12 protein-coding genes are annotated in these 14986 nt (G+C 71.0%); 4 read left to right on the top strand and 8 right to left on the bottom strand.

Annotation, left to right across the window (positions count from 1 at the left end; all coding sequences use genetic code 11):
- Positions 1 to 643: 643 nt before the first annotated feature.
- Positions 644 to 1921, top strand: a complete 1278-nt coding sequence (locus E1264_RS28795; protein WP_132178589.1) for a pentapeptide repeat-containing protein — start codon at positions 644 to 646, stop codon at positions 1919 to 1921.
- A gap of 435 nt (positions 1922 to 2356) precedes the next feature.
- Here the strand turns inward: E1264_RS28795 and E1264_RS28790 are convergent, their stop codons facing one another.
- Both E1264_RS28790 and E1264_RS28785 read right to left on the bottom strand, forming a co-directional pair.
- Positions 2357 to 2617, bottom strand: coding sequence for a hypothetical protein (locus E1264_RS28790; RefSeq protein ID WP_132178588.1), 261 nt, complete (start codon positions 2615 to 2617; stop codon positions 2357 to 2359).
- A 543-nt stretch (positions 2618 to 3160) separates the two neighbouring features.
- Positions 3161 to 4474 (bottom strand): erythromycin esterase family protein, encoded by a 1314-nt coding sequence (locus E1264_RS28785; protein ID WP_132178587.1) that lies wholly within the window; start codon positions 4472 to 4474, stop codon positions 3161 to 3163.
- 229 nt (positions 4475 to 4703) lie between these two features.
- Here E1264_RS28785 and E1264_RS28780 point away from each other — a divergent pair, with 229 nt between their 5' ends.
- Positions 4704 to 6164 (top strand): arylsulfotransferase family protein, encoded by a 1461-nt coding sequence (locus E1264_RS28780; protein WP_132178586.1) that lies wholly within the window; start codon positions 4704 to 4706, stop codon positions 6162 to 6164.
- On the opposite strand, the gene E1264_RS28775 is transcribed toward E1264_RS28780, so the two are convergent.
- From E1264_RS28775 to E1264_RS28765, 3 genes are all read right to left on the bottom strand, one after another.
- On the bottom strand, positions 6153 to 6599 hold the full coding sequence (locus tag E1264_RS28775) for an RNA-binding S4 domain-containing protein (protein ID WP_132178585.1): 447 nt from the start codon (positions 6597 to 6599) through the stop codon (positions 6153 to 6155). The two genes, E1264_RS28780 and E1264_RS28775, sit on opposite strands and share 12 nt — an antisense overlap.
- Positions 6600 to 6637: 38 nt before the next feature.
- A complete protein-coding gene (locus E1264_RS28770) occupies positions 6638 to 8554 on the bottom strand; it encodes a glycoside hydrolase family 3 N-terminal domain-containing protein (RefSeq protein WP_243711227.1) in 1917 nt (638 codons plus the stop codon).
- A 255-nt stretch (positions 8555 to 8809) separates the two neighbouring features.
- A complete protein-coding gene (locus E1264_RS28765; protein ID WP_132178584.1) occupies positions 8810 to 9784 on the bottom strand; it encodes a PRC and DUF2382 domain-containing protein in 975 nt (324 codons plus the stop codon).
- A 382-nt stretch (positions 9785 to 10166) separates the two neighbouring features.
- Between E1264_RS28765 and E1264_RS28760 the strand changes: the two genes are divergently transcribed.
- Positions 10167 to 11162: a matrixin family metalloprotease gene (locus E1264_RS28760; RefSeq protein ID WP_165964430.1), complete on the top strand. Its 996-nt coding sequence runs from the start codon at positions 10167 to 10169 to the stop codon at positions 11160 to 11162.
- Positions 11163 to 11266: 104 nt separating this feature from the next.
- On the opposite strand, the gene E1264_RS28755 is transcribed toward E1264_RS28760, so the two are convergent.
- The 3 genes from E1264_RS28755 to E1264_RS28745 form a co-directional block, all read right to left on the bottom strand.
- Entirely contained in the window at positions 11267 to 11836 is a 570-nt protein-coding gene (locus E1264_RS28755) for a class E sortase (protein WP_165964429.1), read from the bottom strand.
- 134 nt (positions 11837 to 11970) lie between these two features.
- Positions 11971 to 13170 (bottom strand): chaplin, encoded by a 1200-nt coding sequence (locus E1264_RS28750; RefSeq protein ID WP_132178581.1) that lies wholly within the window; start codon positions 13168 to 13170, stop codon positions 11971 to 11973.
- Positions 13171 to 13372: 202 nt separating this feature from the next.
- Positions 13373 to 14188 (bottom strand): hypothetical protein, encoded by an 816-nt coding sequence (locus E1264_RS28745; RefSeq protein ID WP_132178580.1) that lies wholly within the window; start codon positions 14186 to 14188, stop codon positions 13373 to 13375.
- A 412-nt stretch (positions 14189 to 14600) separates the two neighbouring features.
- On the opposite strand from E1264_RS28745, the gene E1264_RS28740 reads away from it, so the two are divergent.
- Entirely contained in the window at positions 14601 to 14843 is a 243-nt protein-coding gene (locus E1264_RS28740; RefSeq protein ID WP_132178579.1) for a hypothetical protein, read from the top strand.
- Positions 14844 to 14986 lie beyond the last annotated feature (143 nt).

Genomic DNA, 14986 nt, shown 5'->3' with positions numbered 1-14986 from the left:
GCGTGGGGACACGCGGAGGTGTGCGAACTGCGGGCTGGCGTTCAAGCTGCAGTCCGAGCTGGCCGACTCAAGGGACGCCGGAGGATTGACCCCTCACGGGCCCACTTCCCCGGCGAGTGCTCAACTCACCGGCCCGGTACGCCGCGATCAGCAGGCGGCCTGCGCGGCGAGGCATGGGGCCAAGAGCGGGCGTTCCCTTGGCGGTGGGGTGGCCGCAGCGGGAGCGGTCGCCCTCGTTGCCGGTCGTCCAGGGCCCCGGCCCGGGGCTGGCGCTGCCGGGCGGTCGCCGGTCCGCGGACCCGGCCCGCGCCCGCGGGGCCCGGCGCCGCGGGCGCGAGCCGGGCCAACGGCGGCAGGTGACCGCGCCGCGGGCTCAGGTGCTCTCCCCGCGCGGGGGGCGTGGGGGGCGCCGCGGGCTGACCAGCTCGACGACGACGAGGAAGGCCATGGCGCTGGCCAGGTCACGGTCGGCGTCGTTGTAGGCCTCGGTCTGCGCGCCGGCGGCGTGGGTCGACCGTCTCGATCTTTCGTTTCAGGTCCCCCACGTTGTGATGGTGATGAAGCCTGGTGTGGGTGAACCACTGGAACTGGTGGGCGGTCTAACCCGTGCCGAAACGGGTGATACCGGACGAGAGGGGCGAGGATGCAGCGACCGAAGACCTCAGACGTAATGGCGACGGTATTAGCGCTGGGGGTGCTCGCGGCCGTATGGGGCGCGCTGGCGTGGGCGCCGTCGGACACGGCGCGGTGGCTACTGGGCGGGATCGCGGTGACCGCCGCGGCGATCCTGACGATGTGGGGGCTGCTGGGGCCGGCGGCGCGGTGGCTGTCGGGAGAACGCGCCGAGCTGACCGCGGCCGAACGCAGCGCGCTGTCGCCGGCCGAACGGGTCGAGGCGGTCAACCACGCCCGCTCGGCGCTGATGCAGTCGGTCACCGGCCTGGTGGTGATCGCCGGTGTGGTGTTCACGGCGGCCGGGCTGCTGTACACCGCCCGGACCCTGGACACCACCAGGCAAGGACAGGTAACTGACCGCTACACAAAGGCCGTCGAACAGCTCGGCTCGTCCAAACGAGAGGTCCGCATCGGCGCCATCTACGCCCTGGAACGCATCGCCGCGGACTCACCCCGCGACCATCTCACCATCCGCGACGTCCTGGCCGCGTTCGTTCGCGAACACGACCCCGGCCCCCACGTCAAAACCTCCAAGCTCCCCAAAGAGCCTGACACCGACGTGGACGCCGCGCTCATCGTCCTGGCTCGCCGTCCAGCCGACCCACCCAGCTCCGCGCCCCTGGACTTGCACACCATCCGCGTCCCGAACTCCCGGTTCCCGCGGACCAGCAATGGGGAGACGAGCGTCGCGGACCTGGGCGGCGCGGACCTGGTTCTGAACTCCCAATTCCCGCGGACGATCGGCGCGAACCTGCGCGGCGCGGACCTGACCGGCGCGGACCTGCGCGGCGCGGACCTGACCAAAGCGGACCTGCGCGGCGCGGACCTGACCGGCGCGGATCTGACCGGCGCGACCCTGACCGCCGCGACCCTGACCGGAGCGACCCTGAACGATGCGACCCTGAGCGACGCGGGCCTGAGCGGCGCGAACCTGCGCGGCGCGGACCTGACCGACGCGAACCTGCGCGACGCAGACCTGTCCTACGCGGACCTGACCGGCGCGTACCTGCCCGACGCGGACCTGACCCTCGCGAACCTGAGCGAAGCGAACCTGACCAACGCGAAACTGATCGAAGCGAACCTGACCGTCGCGGACCTGCGCGGCGCGGACCTGACCAAAGCGGACCTGACCAAAGCGGACCTGCGCGGCGCGGACCTGCGCGGCGCGGACCTGCGCGGAATCAGGGGGGACTCGGCTGAGCAATTGCGCAAGATGGCCACGACCGACACCACAACCCGGTTCTAAGTTCGCGCCTGTGAGGGCGTTGGCAGGCTTGGCTCGGGACGCTCACGCTTGATGTGTGGCCGAGGGCGGGTTGCGGCGGTGTCCTGGATGTGGGGACTCGCTTCCGGGCGGGTTGCGGCAGGATGCTCGCTTCTGTAGCGCGTCGTGCCGGGCTCGGCATTGGCGGTGGGTGCGACGGAGCCGGGCCCGGGTGGCGGTGATTCTGGATGGCTCGCCGGCGGCCCGGGCGATGTGTCCGGAGTGCGGAACCGAGTGGGTGGTCGGCGCCGACAGACAGACGGGGGCGATCTTCTGCAGTCCGCGGTGCCGGACGCGGGCGTGGCGGCGGCGGAAAGCCGTTCGCGAGGGCGTCACGGTGACGGAGTCGCGAACGGCTGAATGATCCGGAAATGGCCTGATCTGTCCTGGGGAAACAGCTGTACATCCAGGGCATTGCTACCAATTGCGATCAAGAGCACGCTCACGGTCAACGGTTTTCCGGGGTCGCTGGGAGCCGCCGCGAGAGGAGCTCGGAGGATGAACACCCCCGTCAGGACGCACGAGGACAACGGCAAGGTCGGTCAGGTGAGCGTCGAGCGCTACCAGCAGCTGGTGGCGCGGATTGTGCGGATCGGCGAGCAGGACACCCGGGACCAGTTCGAGGTCGGCGACGCCGTGCTGGAGATCGAGCCGATGCAGCAGGTCGGCGGCGCGCATCCGGCCGATGAGTTGTTCAGCGTCGAGGCGAACATGCAGCGGCTGGCCGATGACACCCGGATCCCGGTCGGGACGCTGAAGTCGCGCCGGTGGGTGTCCTCGCGCTGGCCGGCCCGGTATCCCGGCAGGCCGCGACCCGGCATTCGGTGCTGCAGTATCGGGCGTCCGACCGCTTCTGCACGCTCACCCACCAGGTCTGCCCGCACACCGGGCACCGGGCACTCGGCCGGGCCGCCCGCACTTCTCGGGACGTCGGCCCGCGACCGGCTCCCACCGCCGCCAGCTCCGCCACGGCAACGGCATACACCTCGCTGGAGCGCTTCAGCTTGCGCCACTGCTCCGAGCGGCACGCGGCACAGCAGTACTTCCGCGACGACCGCGAGCCCTCCGGCAACGCCAGCCCACAGTTCGCGCACCTCCGCGTGTCCCCACGCCGGCCCACACACCCGATTCTCCCAGCTCCGGAACAAGCCGTCAGGACGGTTGGAACCTCTCCGGGCCAAGATCAGAGGTTCGGGAACGGGCACTTGCAGCGGGTTGTTCTTACAGGAGGTCGGCTGCGTGTACTCGGTGTAGGTGGATGATGACGTCGTAGAAGGTGCCCAGGGCGATGATCGGCTGGTGCTGGTCGGGGTACTCGGCGCCGATGTCGCGCGTAGGGCGTGCCTGGTCTAGCCAGCTGCGCGCCACGGCAGGGGCGGTGCGGGTGTCGAGGATGAAGTCGCGGTAGCGGACCTTGTCGAGCGTGTGCTCGTTGCCGCCCGGCGCGGCAGGGCCCACGGTGACCCGACGCAGAGGGCCGCCCCCGGGTGGGGAGGCGTTGAACGCGCCTCGGTAGAAGGTGAACCCGACGTTGACGTAACCGCGGCCGATCTGCTCGCGGATGAGGTCTCCCTGGATCCGGTACGGGTACTGCGGACGTGAGTTCCCGTAGGCGACGTGACCGTTGTGCGCCGACAGCAGCGTCCGGCCGGTGCGGCGGCTCCACCAGACGGTGTTGTCGGCCATCGCCTGCTCGCGGTGCTGCACCGCCTTGAGGAGCTCGGCCTGGTCGTTGAAGTCAAAGGAGTACATCGTCCCGACCTGGGAGATGAAGGTCGCGTACCGAAGGGTCATCGCGTCGGCGCCTCGACGGTGCAGCAGTTCCAGAGCGCGCGCGGCGCGTTCGGCCGAGGCGCGGCGCTCGGGCAACGGTCGTTGCGGGTACTCACGCAGCCACGTTTCCATGTCCGTGGTCGGCCGTAGCCCCTGGTAGAGCCCGGCCAACTGTGGGAGCAGCGTGGGGTCGTGACGCCGGGCGTAGTCGTCCACCCGGGCGAACAGTTCCTTACCGGCGTAGTCGACGTCGTTGCCGACGTATTGCAGCCTGCCGTCGTGCCGCGCGTTGTACGCGCGCATCCAGCGGAAGAGGTCGAGGTATTCGCGGGTGTTCCACAGCGCGGTACCGCCTTGGAACTCCTCGTCCATGATCTGTCGGATGTCGCCCTTACCGTGCAGGACGTAATCGTTGATCCGCAGACCGGCGGCGACGTGCACCTCCTGGCTGAACGCCCGGAAGCCCTTCTCCCGCACCAGGTAACCGAAGACCCGGTGCTTCATGGTGAAGAACTCTCGCGAGTTGTGCGTGGCCTCGCCCAGCCCGACCACGGTGGCACCGTTCACCATCGCGCCCAGCGGCCGCAGATCGTCGTGGCCGCCGGTGGGCTCGGTGGAACGCAGCGGATGGGCGTGCGACTCGATCGCCCGCACGACCGGATCGACGCCGGCACGCGCGGGATTCTGGACGGCCAGTGCCGGGAGCACGGCCACGAGCGCGACCAGCACCGTCGTCGTACAGCGCCGTGATGCGACCAACATGGACTCTCCCTCGCCCGCAGGGCCGGTCAGGTCAAGCAACCATGATCGAGTGAGGGCGGGACGCGGGCACTACCGGCAGCGCCAAGATCCCGGCTGGGGCCAACCCCACCGGGCGCCGCGCGTTCCACGCCGTCAGTCGAGCGCGTCCAACACCCTCAGCCGAGCGCGTTCACCACCCTCAGCCGAGCGTGTTCAGTGAGTTTTGAGGTTCGGGCGGTAGACAGGCCGCATGGATGTGACGCGCCGCGGGTTTCTGGTGTCCGGGCTGGTCGGAGGGGTGGGCGGTGCGGCTCTGCTCAGCGGTGCCGCGTCCGGCCGCCGGGTCGTCGCGGGGCCCGAACCCGAGGACGGCGGCGACGGGTACGTCACCTTGCCGGGGGTTCGGCGGCCGGGCTTGAAGGCGCGGCGGCTCGGGTCTACGGCATCCGGGCTGCTGTTCCTCGCGCCGTTCCGGGGCAAGGACGCCGCCGACGCGCTGATCGTGGACGACGACGGCGAGCCCGTTTGGATCTACCGGTCCGACCGGCTGGTCACCGATGTGCGGGTGCAGGCGTACGAGGGTGAGCCCGTCCTGACCTACTGGGAGGGCGATCGGAAGGTCGGCGGGTACGGGCATGGGGTCGGCGTCGTCCTCGGGCGGGACTACAGGCGCGTCGCCGAGGTGCGGGCCGGGCGCGGCATTCCGGGGGATCTGCACGAGTTCGCGCTCACCGCGCGCGGTACGGCGCTGATCATCGCGTATCCGGAGGTCGCCGCCGACCTGCGGCCGGTGGGCGGGCCGCGGAAGGGGCGCGTCCTGGACGGGCGGGTCCAGGAGATCGACGTCAAGACGGGCGAGGTGCTGCTCGACTGGAGCGCGCTCGATCATGTCGGCATCGAGGAGACCCGCATCACGCCGGGCGGCTCCGAGGGGGCGGCGGTGTTCGACCCGATCCACATCAACTCCGTCCAGGACGACGGGGACACGCTGCTGCTGTCCGCGCGCAACACGTGCGCGCTCTACTCGCTCGACCGCCGCACCGGTGCCGTCCGGTGGCGGCTCGGCGGGAGGCGCAGTGACTTCACGTTCGGGCCGCACGCGGAGTTCGCCTGGCAGCACGACGCCCGGCGGCTCCCGGACGGGACGGTCACGCTGTTCGACAACCACATCGAGGAGGTGGGCGACGGCCCGTCCCGCGGTGTCGTCCTGGAGGTGGACGAGGCGGCCCGGCACGTGTCGCTGGTGCGCGAGGTCAGTGACGGGGCGACGTACGGGCAGTACATGGGCAACATGCAGGTGCTGCCGGACGGGAGCGCTCTCGTCGGCTGGGGATCCACGCCGACGGTCACCGAGTTCGCCGCGGACGGGACGCCCGTGCTGGAGATCACCGGGATCGGGGACGGCTCGTACCGGGCGTACCGGGCGGCGTGGTCGGGGCGTCCGGTGGCGCGGCCGGCGGTGGCGGTGAGCTCGGCGGATTCGCGCTGGATGCGGGTTCATGCGAGCTGGAACGGTGCGACGGACGTGGCCGCCTGGCGGTTTCTGGCCGGTTCCGTCCCGTCGCGGCCGGCGGTGGCCGCGACCGTGCGGCGGGCCGGTTTCGAGACCGCCGTCACCCTGCCGAGGTCGCCCAACGTCGTCGCCGAGGCGCTGGCCAGGGACGGCACGCCCATCGGCCGCTCCGCGCTCGCGCGGGGGTCAGTCGTGTGAGGGCGGGTCGTCGCGGGAGGGTTCGATGCGCTCGATGTCCGCGGGCCCTTCCTTGAGGGTGCGGTAGCGGTCGAGGACGCGTTCCAGCTCGCGGCGTTCCCGTTTGGTGGGACGGCCCGCCCCGCGCTCGCGGCGCCCGACCGGGATGAGCGCCTCGCGCGGCGGCGGGGGCGGGCTCTTGTCGATCAGGCATTCCGCCGCGGCGGGCGCCCCGACCCGCTTGCGGATGATCCGCTGCACGATGACGATGCGTTCGCGTCGGTCATGGCGGAGCCGGATCTCGTCACCGGGCTTCACGGTCGTGGACGGCTTCGCGCGCTCGTCGTTCACGCGGACATGGCCCGCGCGGCAGGCCGTCGTCGCCATCGAGCGGGTCTTCAGCAGGCGCACGGACCAGAGCCACAGGTCGACCCGCACCGTCCCCTCGTCGCCCATGCGTCCATGATGTCACCCGGCGGCGGATGCGCGTCCGTTCAGCGGTGGCGGGTGCGGGTTCGGAGGCCGTGGCCGTAGGGGAACAGCGGGTCGTAGTCACGGTCGCCGACGTTGATGGGCTCCTGGTCCTCGCGGCGCGGCCAGGTCACGGGGAGGCGGCCGGTGAAGGGGCGCTTGCCGAACAGGACGTCGGCGACGCCCGCGCCCTCGCTGCCGGGCAGCCAGGACATGACGAACGCGTCCATCGCGGGCAGCCGGTCGGTGACGATCTGCGGGCGTCCGGCCACGTCCAGGACGACGCACGTGCTGATCGCGGCGCAGACCTTGTCGATGTTGGCCCTGTCGGCGGCCGACAGGTTCAGCGTGTGGCCGTTGCCGACGTCGCCGAGGCCCTCCGCGTACGGCTTCTCGCCGACCACGACGATGCCGACGTCATGGCCCGCCATGGGCGCCGACGCGTCCGCGCTGTAGGTGACGTTGGACGAGTTCTGCCTGATCCCGTCCAGGATCGTCGTGCCGGGGATGGTGTCGCCGGGCGAGCCCTGCCACGTGACCGTCCAGCCGCCCGCCTGGTTGCCGATGTCGTCGGCGTTGACGCCCGCGACGTAGATGTCCGCGTCGCGGCTCAGCGGCAGCGCGCGCCCGGAGTTCTTCAGCAGCACCTGCGATTCGGCGACGGCCCGGCGGGCGACGGCGCGGTGCCGCGGCGAGCCGATCGTCCCGGCGTACCGGCGGTCGGTGTACGGGTTCTCGAAGAGGCCGAGCTCGAACTTGGCCTTCAGGATGCGGCGGACGGCGTCGTCGATGCGGGACGTCCTCACCCGCCCGGCCTCGACCTCGGCGAGCAGCGTCCGGACGAACTGCGAGGCGGTGTACGGCTCCATGAACATGTCGAGGCCCGCGTTGACGGCCGTGCGGACCTGCGTGGCGTAGTCGCCCGGGATCTGCTGGACGGCCTCCCAGTCGCTGATCAGGAACCCGTCGAACCCGATCTTCCGCTTGAGGACGTCGGTGAGCAGTTCCCGGTGCGCGCTCATCTTCACCGGGTTGCCGACGCCGTCCTCTTTCCAGTCGACGCTGGAGAACGACGGCATGATGCTGCCGACGCCGTACTTCCGCACGGCCGTCACGTAGGGCGCGAGGTCGATCTTCCTGAACGTGCGGCGGTCGGTGACGGTGACGCCCTGGTCGATGGTGAACGTCCCGGTGGTGGACGAGCCGAAGACCGTGTCGCCGTCCCCCGCGTAGTGCTTGGCGGTCGCGAGGACGTGCCGGGGGCCGGCCAGGTCGCTCTTGCGGCGTCCCTGGAAGCCCTCGATGCCGGTCTCCATCTGGATGACGAGCCCCGGGTCTTCGCCGTAGCTCTCGTACGTCCGTCCCCAGCGCAGGTCACGGACGACGCAGACGCATGGTGCGAACACCCACTGCGGGCCGGTCGCCTTCGTCTCGATGGCGGTGATCTGCTGTTCCTCGCGCACCAGCCCCGGATTGCGGGTGGCGCCCATGGCGAGGTTGTGCGGGAAAATGGTGGCGCCGACGAGGTTGTTGTGGCCGTGGACGGAGTCGACCCCGTAGAGCAGCGGGATCTTCAGCCGGGTGGCGAGGGCCTTCGACTGGTAGGCGTCCACCATGTCCGCCCAGCCCTTGGGCGTGTTGCTCGCGGGGACCGAGCCGCCGCCCGACAGCACCGACCCGAAGCCCAGCGTCGTGATCTGGTCGCGGTCGCCGTCGATGGCCGCGCGCTCGGCCTGAGCCATCTGGCCGATCTTCTCTTGCAGGGTCATCCGGCGGAGCAGGTCGTCGACGCGCTCCGGCACGGGCAGCCGTGAGTCGAGATAGGCGGCAGGAGTTCTGGCCGTTGCGGGTTGCGCCGCGACGATCGGCGGGAGTGCGGCGAGGGTCGCGAGCGCTGCCAGCGACCGCCCGGTCCGGGTGGCGATGCGGGGGTGTGGCAACTCGTCCCTCCCGGGTGCGCTCCAAGGACGCCGCACGGCCCGATGCCGTCCCTTGGAACCTCCACCGCACCCCGCGTACCTGTCAACGAACCTGACCGTTGTTTGCCGCAGCCAGGTGAAACCCTTTCACGAAAGGACGGGCGCCTGGCCGCGCCGGCGGGTGAAACGGCCGGCCAGGCGCACCGTCATCCTGGATGGCGCGTGCGGGCGCGTGCGGGCGCCCCGGCCGGGCGTTGGGTGACCGGCCGGGACGGGTCACTTGGAGCGGCCGCGCTCGGAGGAGCGCTCGCCGCCGGGGCCCTCGTCGCGGGTGACCTCGACGCGCTCCTTGCGGAGTTCGCCGCGGACGGTCTGCTCGTCCTGCACCCGCTCGGTCCGGACCCGGACGCGCTCGACCGGGACGGCCTCCTTCGCGATGACCGGGCGCTCCTCGTAGAGGATCAGCTCCAGGTCGTCCGAGGTGATGGAGACCTCCGGGCCCGGCCGGCCGTCCGCGATCGGCTCGCGGTCGACCTTGATCTCGTCGTGCGAGACGGGGACGGTCCGCTCGACCATCTCGGTCTCGATCCACTTGTGGACGTGGACGCGCCCGGACTCGTGCCGTTCGGTGTCGACGCGCATCCGCTCCTCCGACCGGGTGATCTCGGTCAGCGGGGCCTCCGCACCGCGCGGCGACTGCTGCGGCATCCCCCGCTCGCGGCCGGGGTCGCCTTCGCGTCCGCGCTTGCCCTTCTCGGGACGTACGGCCATCCCGGCCGCGCCCGCCATCCCGGCGGTCCCGGCCGCGCCCGCCATGTTCTCCGACCCCGTGCCGGAAGACGTGTCGGCGGCGGCCTTGCCCTCGGCGCCGGCCGTGCGGCGGTCTTCGGACGTGCCCTGCGAGGTGTCCGACTCGCCGCCGGTGCGGCGCCCGGCCGGGGGACGCACGCCGTAGTGGCGGTAGAGGTCCACGATCTGGGCGTGCGACAGATGCTCGTCAGCGTCCACGTTCGGTGCGCCCTTGATGGTCTCCTTGTCGTACGGGACCTGCAGCATGCCCTCGGTCTTCCGCGCTCCGGACAGGGGGACGAAGCTCTCCCGCATCCCGAACCAGCCGGTGTGCACGGTCACCCATTCGGGGGCTCCGGAGTCGTCGTTGAGGTAGACCTGTTTGATCGTGCCGACCTTCGTCCCGTGGGTGTCGGTCACGCTCATGCCCATCAGTTCCCGCACCTGTGTCTGCGTCTGCACGTTGAACACCTCTGCTTCCGTGAACGCTGCCGGACGGCGGGGGGTGAGGGGAGGCGTGCCCGCCACGCGGTAGCGGTGAATCTCGGCCGGACGGCAACCGCGGCATCTTGTGCTGTTGATCCCGAGTTGCCGGATTACTCCCTGCTTTTCCGTGCAGCACCTCGATAAACACGTTTACCAGATTATTGGTATCGATTGACCGAAGACTTACGCAACCCTCCGCACGCCGCTTCCGCCATTTCCGGCGACAAATTCGCCGAACCGCCCGATTCCGAATGAAGCCTTTCGCGAGATGGTGATCATTTTAACGGGCGGCGGTTTCCCTTTTCCCAGCCCGCGCAAAGAATCCGGGGGACGCGCTCCCACACATCGGAGAACTGATATGCACGGATTCTCACGCGCCGCCAGAGCGACGAGCGCGCTGGCCGCCGCCTGCGCCTGCACGGCGGCGACCGGAGCCATCACCGCCCCGCCGGGAGCGGCGGCCGCGCGTCCCCCCGCCTGGTGCGAGACCGGCGGGACGCTGTCCGCCCGCGCGATGCCGCAGAAGGTCAGGATCGCCGACTGCGACCTGCGCGGCCGTGCGATCCGCGGCCCGAACGGGCTCACCGCGGTCGTCCCCGCCGACGGGACGTCACTCGTCGCGCACTCGCTGCGCACCCGCGGAGCCTCCGGCCTGCGCATCCTGGTCGACGAGCAGGCGGGCGAGATCACCATCACCACGCGCGGCGGGCGGGTGCCGGAGGGCAGGCCCCGCACGTCCCGGGCCCCACAGGACGCGTGCAAGGACGGCACGTACGAGTCCGAACCGAGCACATGGCCGAAGGGCGGCACCGTCCGATGGCGCTATCACGCGGGGAGGGCAAGGCTGCCGAGGACGGCCGTGGCCAAGGGCGTCGCGAATATGGTCAACGCCAATACCGACTGCACCGACGAAGGCCGGTTCACGCCCCCACCGGACATCGGCGAGCGCTATTCCGGAGAATCGGCCACCGGCCCCAACGTGACCCGCGACGCGGCCTGCGGCACCCGCGACCGCGTCAACACGTTCGGCGGAAAGGCGATGACCGGCGCCGAAAGCGACGTCCTCGCCGCGACCTGCATCTGGTTCGTGGGAAAGCGAACCGTCGAGACGGACATGGCACTGCAGGAGCACGGAAAGCGCTGGTGGTCGGGCGGCCTGTGCATCCCCGGAAGCTATTCGATCGAGGCGGTCGTGACGCACGAGATGGGCCACGTCCTGGGGCTGGCGCACGTCGAGGGAGCAGAACACGCCAACCTCACGATGGCCCCGGCCGTAGCAGCCTGCGACAACGGCCTGGCCACCCTGGGCAAGGGCGACTACGACGGCCTGATCTCCCTCTACGGCCCCCGCTAAGGCGCGTCGGCAGCGGGACGCGTTTTCTCTAGGCGCTCACCATGCACTTCTCTAGGCGGTTGCCTTGTGGGCCCCCGCCTGTGGGAGGCGGGGGCTCCAGGAGGTCAGGTGCCGCGCTTTGAGGTGTGGGACAGTTTGCCGACGACGACCAGGCGCCGGCGGTCTGAGCCTTTCGGGGTGCAGGTGATGAGGGTGATGTACTGGCCGTCCGGTGCGCTCAGCGGCTTGAACGGGACCGGCTCCAGGACCCGCCGGTCCCTTGGCTTGATCACGCGCATGGTCCGCATCGTGTACGTGTAGGTCGTGCGGCCGGCGTGCAGGACGATCCGGTCGCCGCGCCGCATCCGGTCGAGTTTGTTGAACGGGTGGAGCCAGGTGGTCCGGTGGCCGAGCACGACCGTGTTGCCCTCCTGTCCGGGAAGGGCCGTCCCCGGGTAGTGCCCGGCGCCGCGCCGCAGCACCGGGTCGCTGACGCCCTCCCTGACCGCGACCTTCAGGCCCATCCGTTTGATCCGCAGCTGCGCGATCACCGTGCCCTTCTGCGGGCGCGCCACAGCGGGCATCGTCGCTGCGTGCGTCTGCGTCTGCGCATGCGCCGCCTGCGGGACGCCCGCAACGGGCAGGCCGCAGCAGACGGCGATGGCCGCCGCCGAGACCGACTTCCGATCGAGCATGGGTTCACTTCCATCGATTCCGGGTTTCTGGTGGCAAGGGGAAGGGGGGCGGCACGTCTGCCGCCCCCTTCCGCCGGGCATCGGCCGCGGATCGTCACCCGCGCCGGTGCCTCTTCGGTTTCAGCGCCGCCGGGTCACTTCAGGATCGGGGAGCCGACCTTGACCGGGACGCCGTCCTTCGACGGCAGCTCCGGGCCGATCTGTCCCGGCTTGACGTCCACCCCAGGAACCTTGACGGACCTCTTGAGCGAGTTGATGAACTGCTTCACGGCGGGCAGCTTGTCGGCCTTCCGGTAGCCGGAGGCGGCCGGTCCCGCCATCCGGTACCTGGACGGCTGCATCCGCTGGGCCTGCTGGGACTGGTACGCGGCGGCCGCCTTCGCCTGCTCGGCCTTCGTCGCGGCGGCCGACTCCACCTGCTTGCCCTGCGACCGCAGGGTCGTCGGTAGCTTCTTCTTCCCGGCCGCGGGCCGGTGCTTGGACGGCTTGTACTTCGGCGTCCGGAGCGTGGGCGGCAGCGGCTTCGGCTCCTCGCCGCCGCCGACCGTCGCGCCGCCCTTGCACTGCGCCTGCGCCAGGCCGAGGACGGCGACCGCGTTGCCGCAGATGTTGATCGGGATGCTGATCGGCGCGTACGCCTGGTTGCCGCCCAGGACGCTGAAGTTGCCCGAGGTCGTCATCTTCGGGTCTCCGCCGGACTTGCGCTGGACGGACGCGCCGCCCTTGCACTGCGCCCGCGACAGCCCGAGCACCGAGACGGAGTTGCCGCACACGTTCACCGGGATGCTGATCGGCGCGTACACCTGGTTGCCGCCCAGGACGCTGAAGTTGCCGGAGGTCTTCATGCCTCCGCCGCCCCCGCCGCGCTCCGCCTGGCCGTTCGCGGTCCGGTAGCCGGAGCTCTCCCAGCCGCCGGCCGACCTGTGGCCGGACTTGACGCTGGCGCCGCCCTTGCACTGCGCCTTGGCGATACCGATGATCGCGACCGCGTTGCCGCAGACGTCCACGGGGAGGCTGACCGGCGCCTTCACCTGGTTGCCGCCGCCGATCGAGAAGTTCCCGGACGTCTCCATGCCGCCCCCGCCGCCGTGGCGGGCGCCCTTGACCTCGGCGCCGCCCTTCGACTGGGCCTGCGCCGCCCCGATCGCGCCGACGGCGTTGCCGCTCGCCTCGACCGGAACGGAGATCGGGGCCTGCACCTGGTTGCCGCCCAGCACGCTGAAGTTGCCGGACGTCGTATCGGCGACGGCCCCGGATCCGAACGCCGCACCGACGGCGACGGCGCCCGCGGCGACCAGGGCGGCGCGGCCGGTGTTCCTTGCCCACATGCGCATGGTGTTTCTCCTGTCTTTGTTTCGCGATTGGGTGAATCGGTGGTGATCGCTGCGCGTGGCGCATCCCGCAACCGGCCGGGCAAGGCCGTTGCTGATCGAGAAAAGATCGTCGGAAATGGCCGGGATCGTGGGAACCGGCCGGGACGGGCAGCGGCGCGGCGCGCACGCGTGCGCGGGCGAGGGCCGACCGTCCGGGAACGTCCTAGTCAGGGACGACTGAAGGACCGCCGGGCGCGGACACGTCCGTCAGCGCCGTGCGGTGAAAGCCGCCCGGCTCGACGCCGGGCGGGACCGCCGGGGAGCGGACGCTCCTCAGCTCGGCGACCGGGGCGAGCTGGTGTCCGCCGGAGGAGCCGTTCCACGGCTCGTCCTGGTCGGCGGGCAGCAGCGGGCCGCGCCGCTCGCCGCCCCGGCATCCGGCGCAGTCTCCCGCGTCCCGGCCGGTTGCCGCCTCGTCGGCGGGCGCGTCGGGCACGAACGTGGTGCCGGAGCCGGGCCGCTCTGTGGCGACGTGCCCGGGCGCCGCGTTCGCGTGGCCGTGCTCCGCCCACTCGACGTCCGGGACGGGGTTCTGCTTCACGACGCCGTCGGCGAGGTCGCGCACGATGGGCGCGCGCCGGACGTCCGACAGCCGCACCCGCGGCACCCCGGCCGCGTCGGTGAGCTCCTGCAGCTCGTGGACGGCCCGGTCCTTGCGGTCGAACACCTCGTGCCGCCGCTTCTGCAGGTACCGGACGGGGTCGTCCTCGATCTCCCGCACGTTGCCGCCGAGGTCTCCGACGTCGTCCTGCCACGTCCGGAGGACGCGGTCGGGACGGTCACCGGACTCCCACGAGCCGGCCGGGGTCTCGCCCGGCCGCGGCCCGAGGTCCTTCAGCGGACGGTCGCCGATCTTCTGCACGCGGCTGGAGAGGGCGTCCCATGAGCCCGGACGGTCGGCGGAGGCGGTGGCGGTGCTGTTGTGCGGGGCGTCCGGTTCTGCCGCGGACGCGGGACCGCCCAGCGCGGAAAGGGCCATCCAGCCGGCGAATGCGAAACCGGCGATGGCGATAAGGCGGACAAGGAGCGGAATCAAGGCATGGCGCGGCCGACCCACGGGGCGAACCGCCCCGCTCCGGATCGGTGCGGACTCCATTGCCTGTCCTCTCCCTGTCGTGGTTCGGTCGGCACGAACGTAGCACCGCGGAACGCCCGATCAAGGAGTCATTGTTTCTCTCTCGGCGTGTCTCTCCATCATTTACCGCACCATTGATTTCGCTTTTATCAAACCCGACCATGCCCGCATTGCCGGGATTCGGGGAATTGCGGGCGGATCGTCGTGCGGCACCGGTCGTTCATCCGAGGTTCGGGAGATGTATGGCGGACGGTATCGAGTGCGCTACATTCGGTGAACAGGTGGCCGTGGGGGCCGTCCGACCGAGGAGCCTGCGATGCCCGTCCGCTCGTCCGCGATCGCGCGCCTGCGGCCCGCGCGCCGCCGTTCCGCGCCGCGCCGGTTCGTCACCCGCGCGGACGTCCACCTCATCGTCCTGTCCGGCGATCCCGCAGGTGAGAGGGCACGTTCGCGGAGCGCGCGAACCTCGGTCTGGACGCTGTACTCCCGCTGGGAGTGGTCCTTGGCCATCGCCCGCGCCGAACGTGCCCGCCGCCGCGCCCGTCCACCCTGGCAGTAGCGGGACCCCGGGAATCGCCAGCCCGCACCCGCGGGCCCCGCCATGCCTCCTCTGGAGGAGAATCCTCAACCCCTCGGGCTTCCTCGGTCCTCCAGCCTTCCTTGGACCGGTTCTCTTATTCCGCTAGCGCTCCGCTTCGGGGG

Origin of the sequence: Actinomadura sp. KC216, from assembly GCF_004348535.1 — a bacterium.
GTDB lineage: Bacteria > Actinomycetota > Actinomycetes > Streptosporangiales > Streptosporangiaceae > Spirillospora.
Note: the sequence above shows the minus strand (reverse complement) of the source record. Positions and strands in the feature narration are given on the sequence as shown.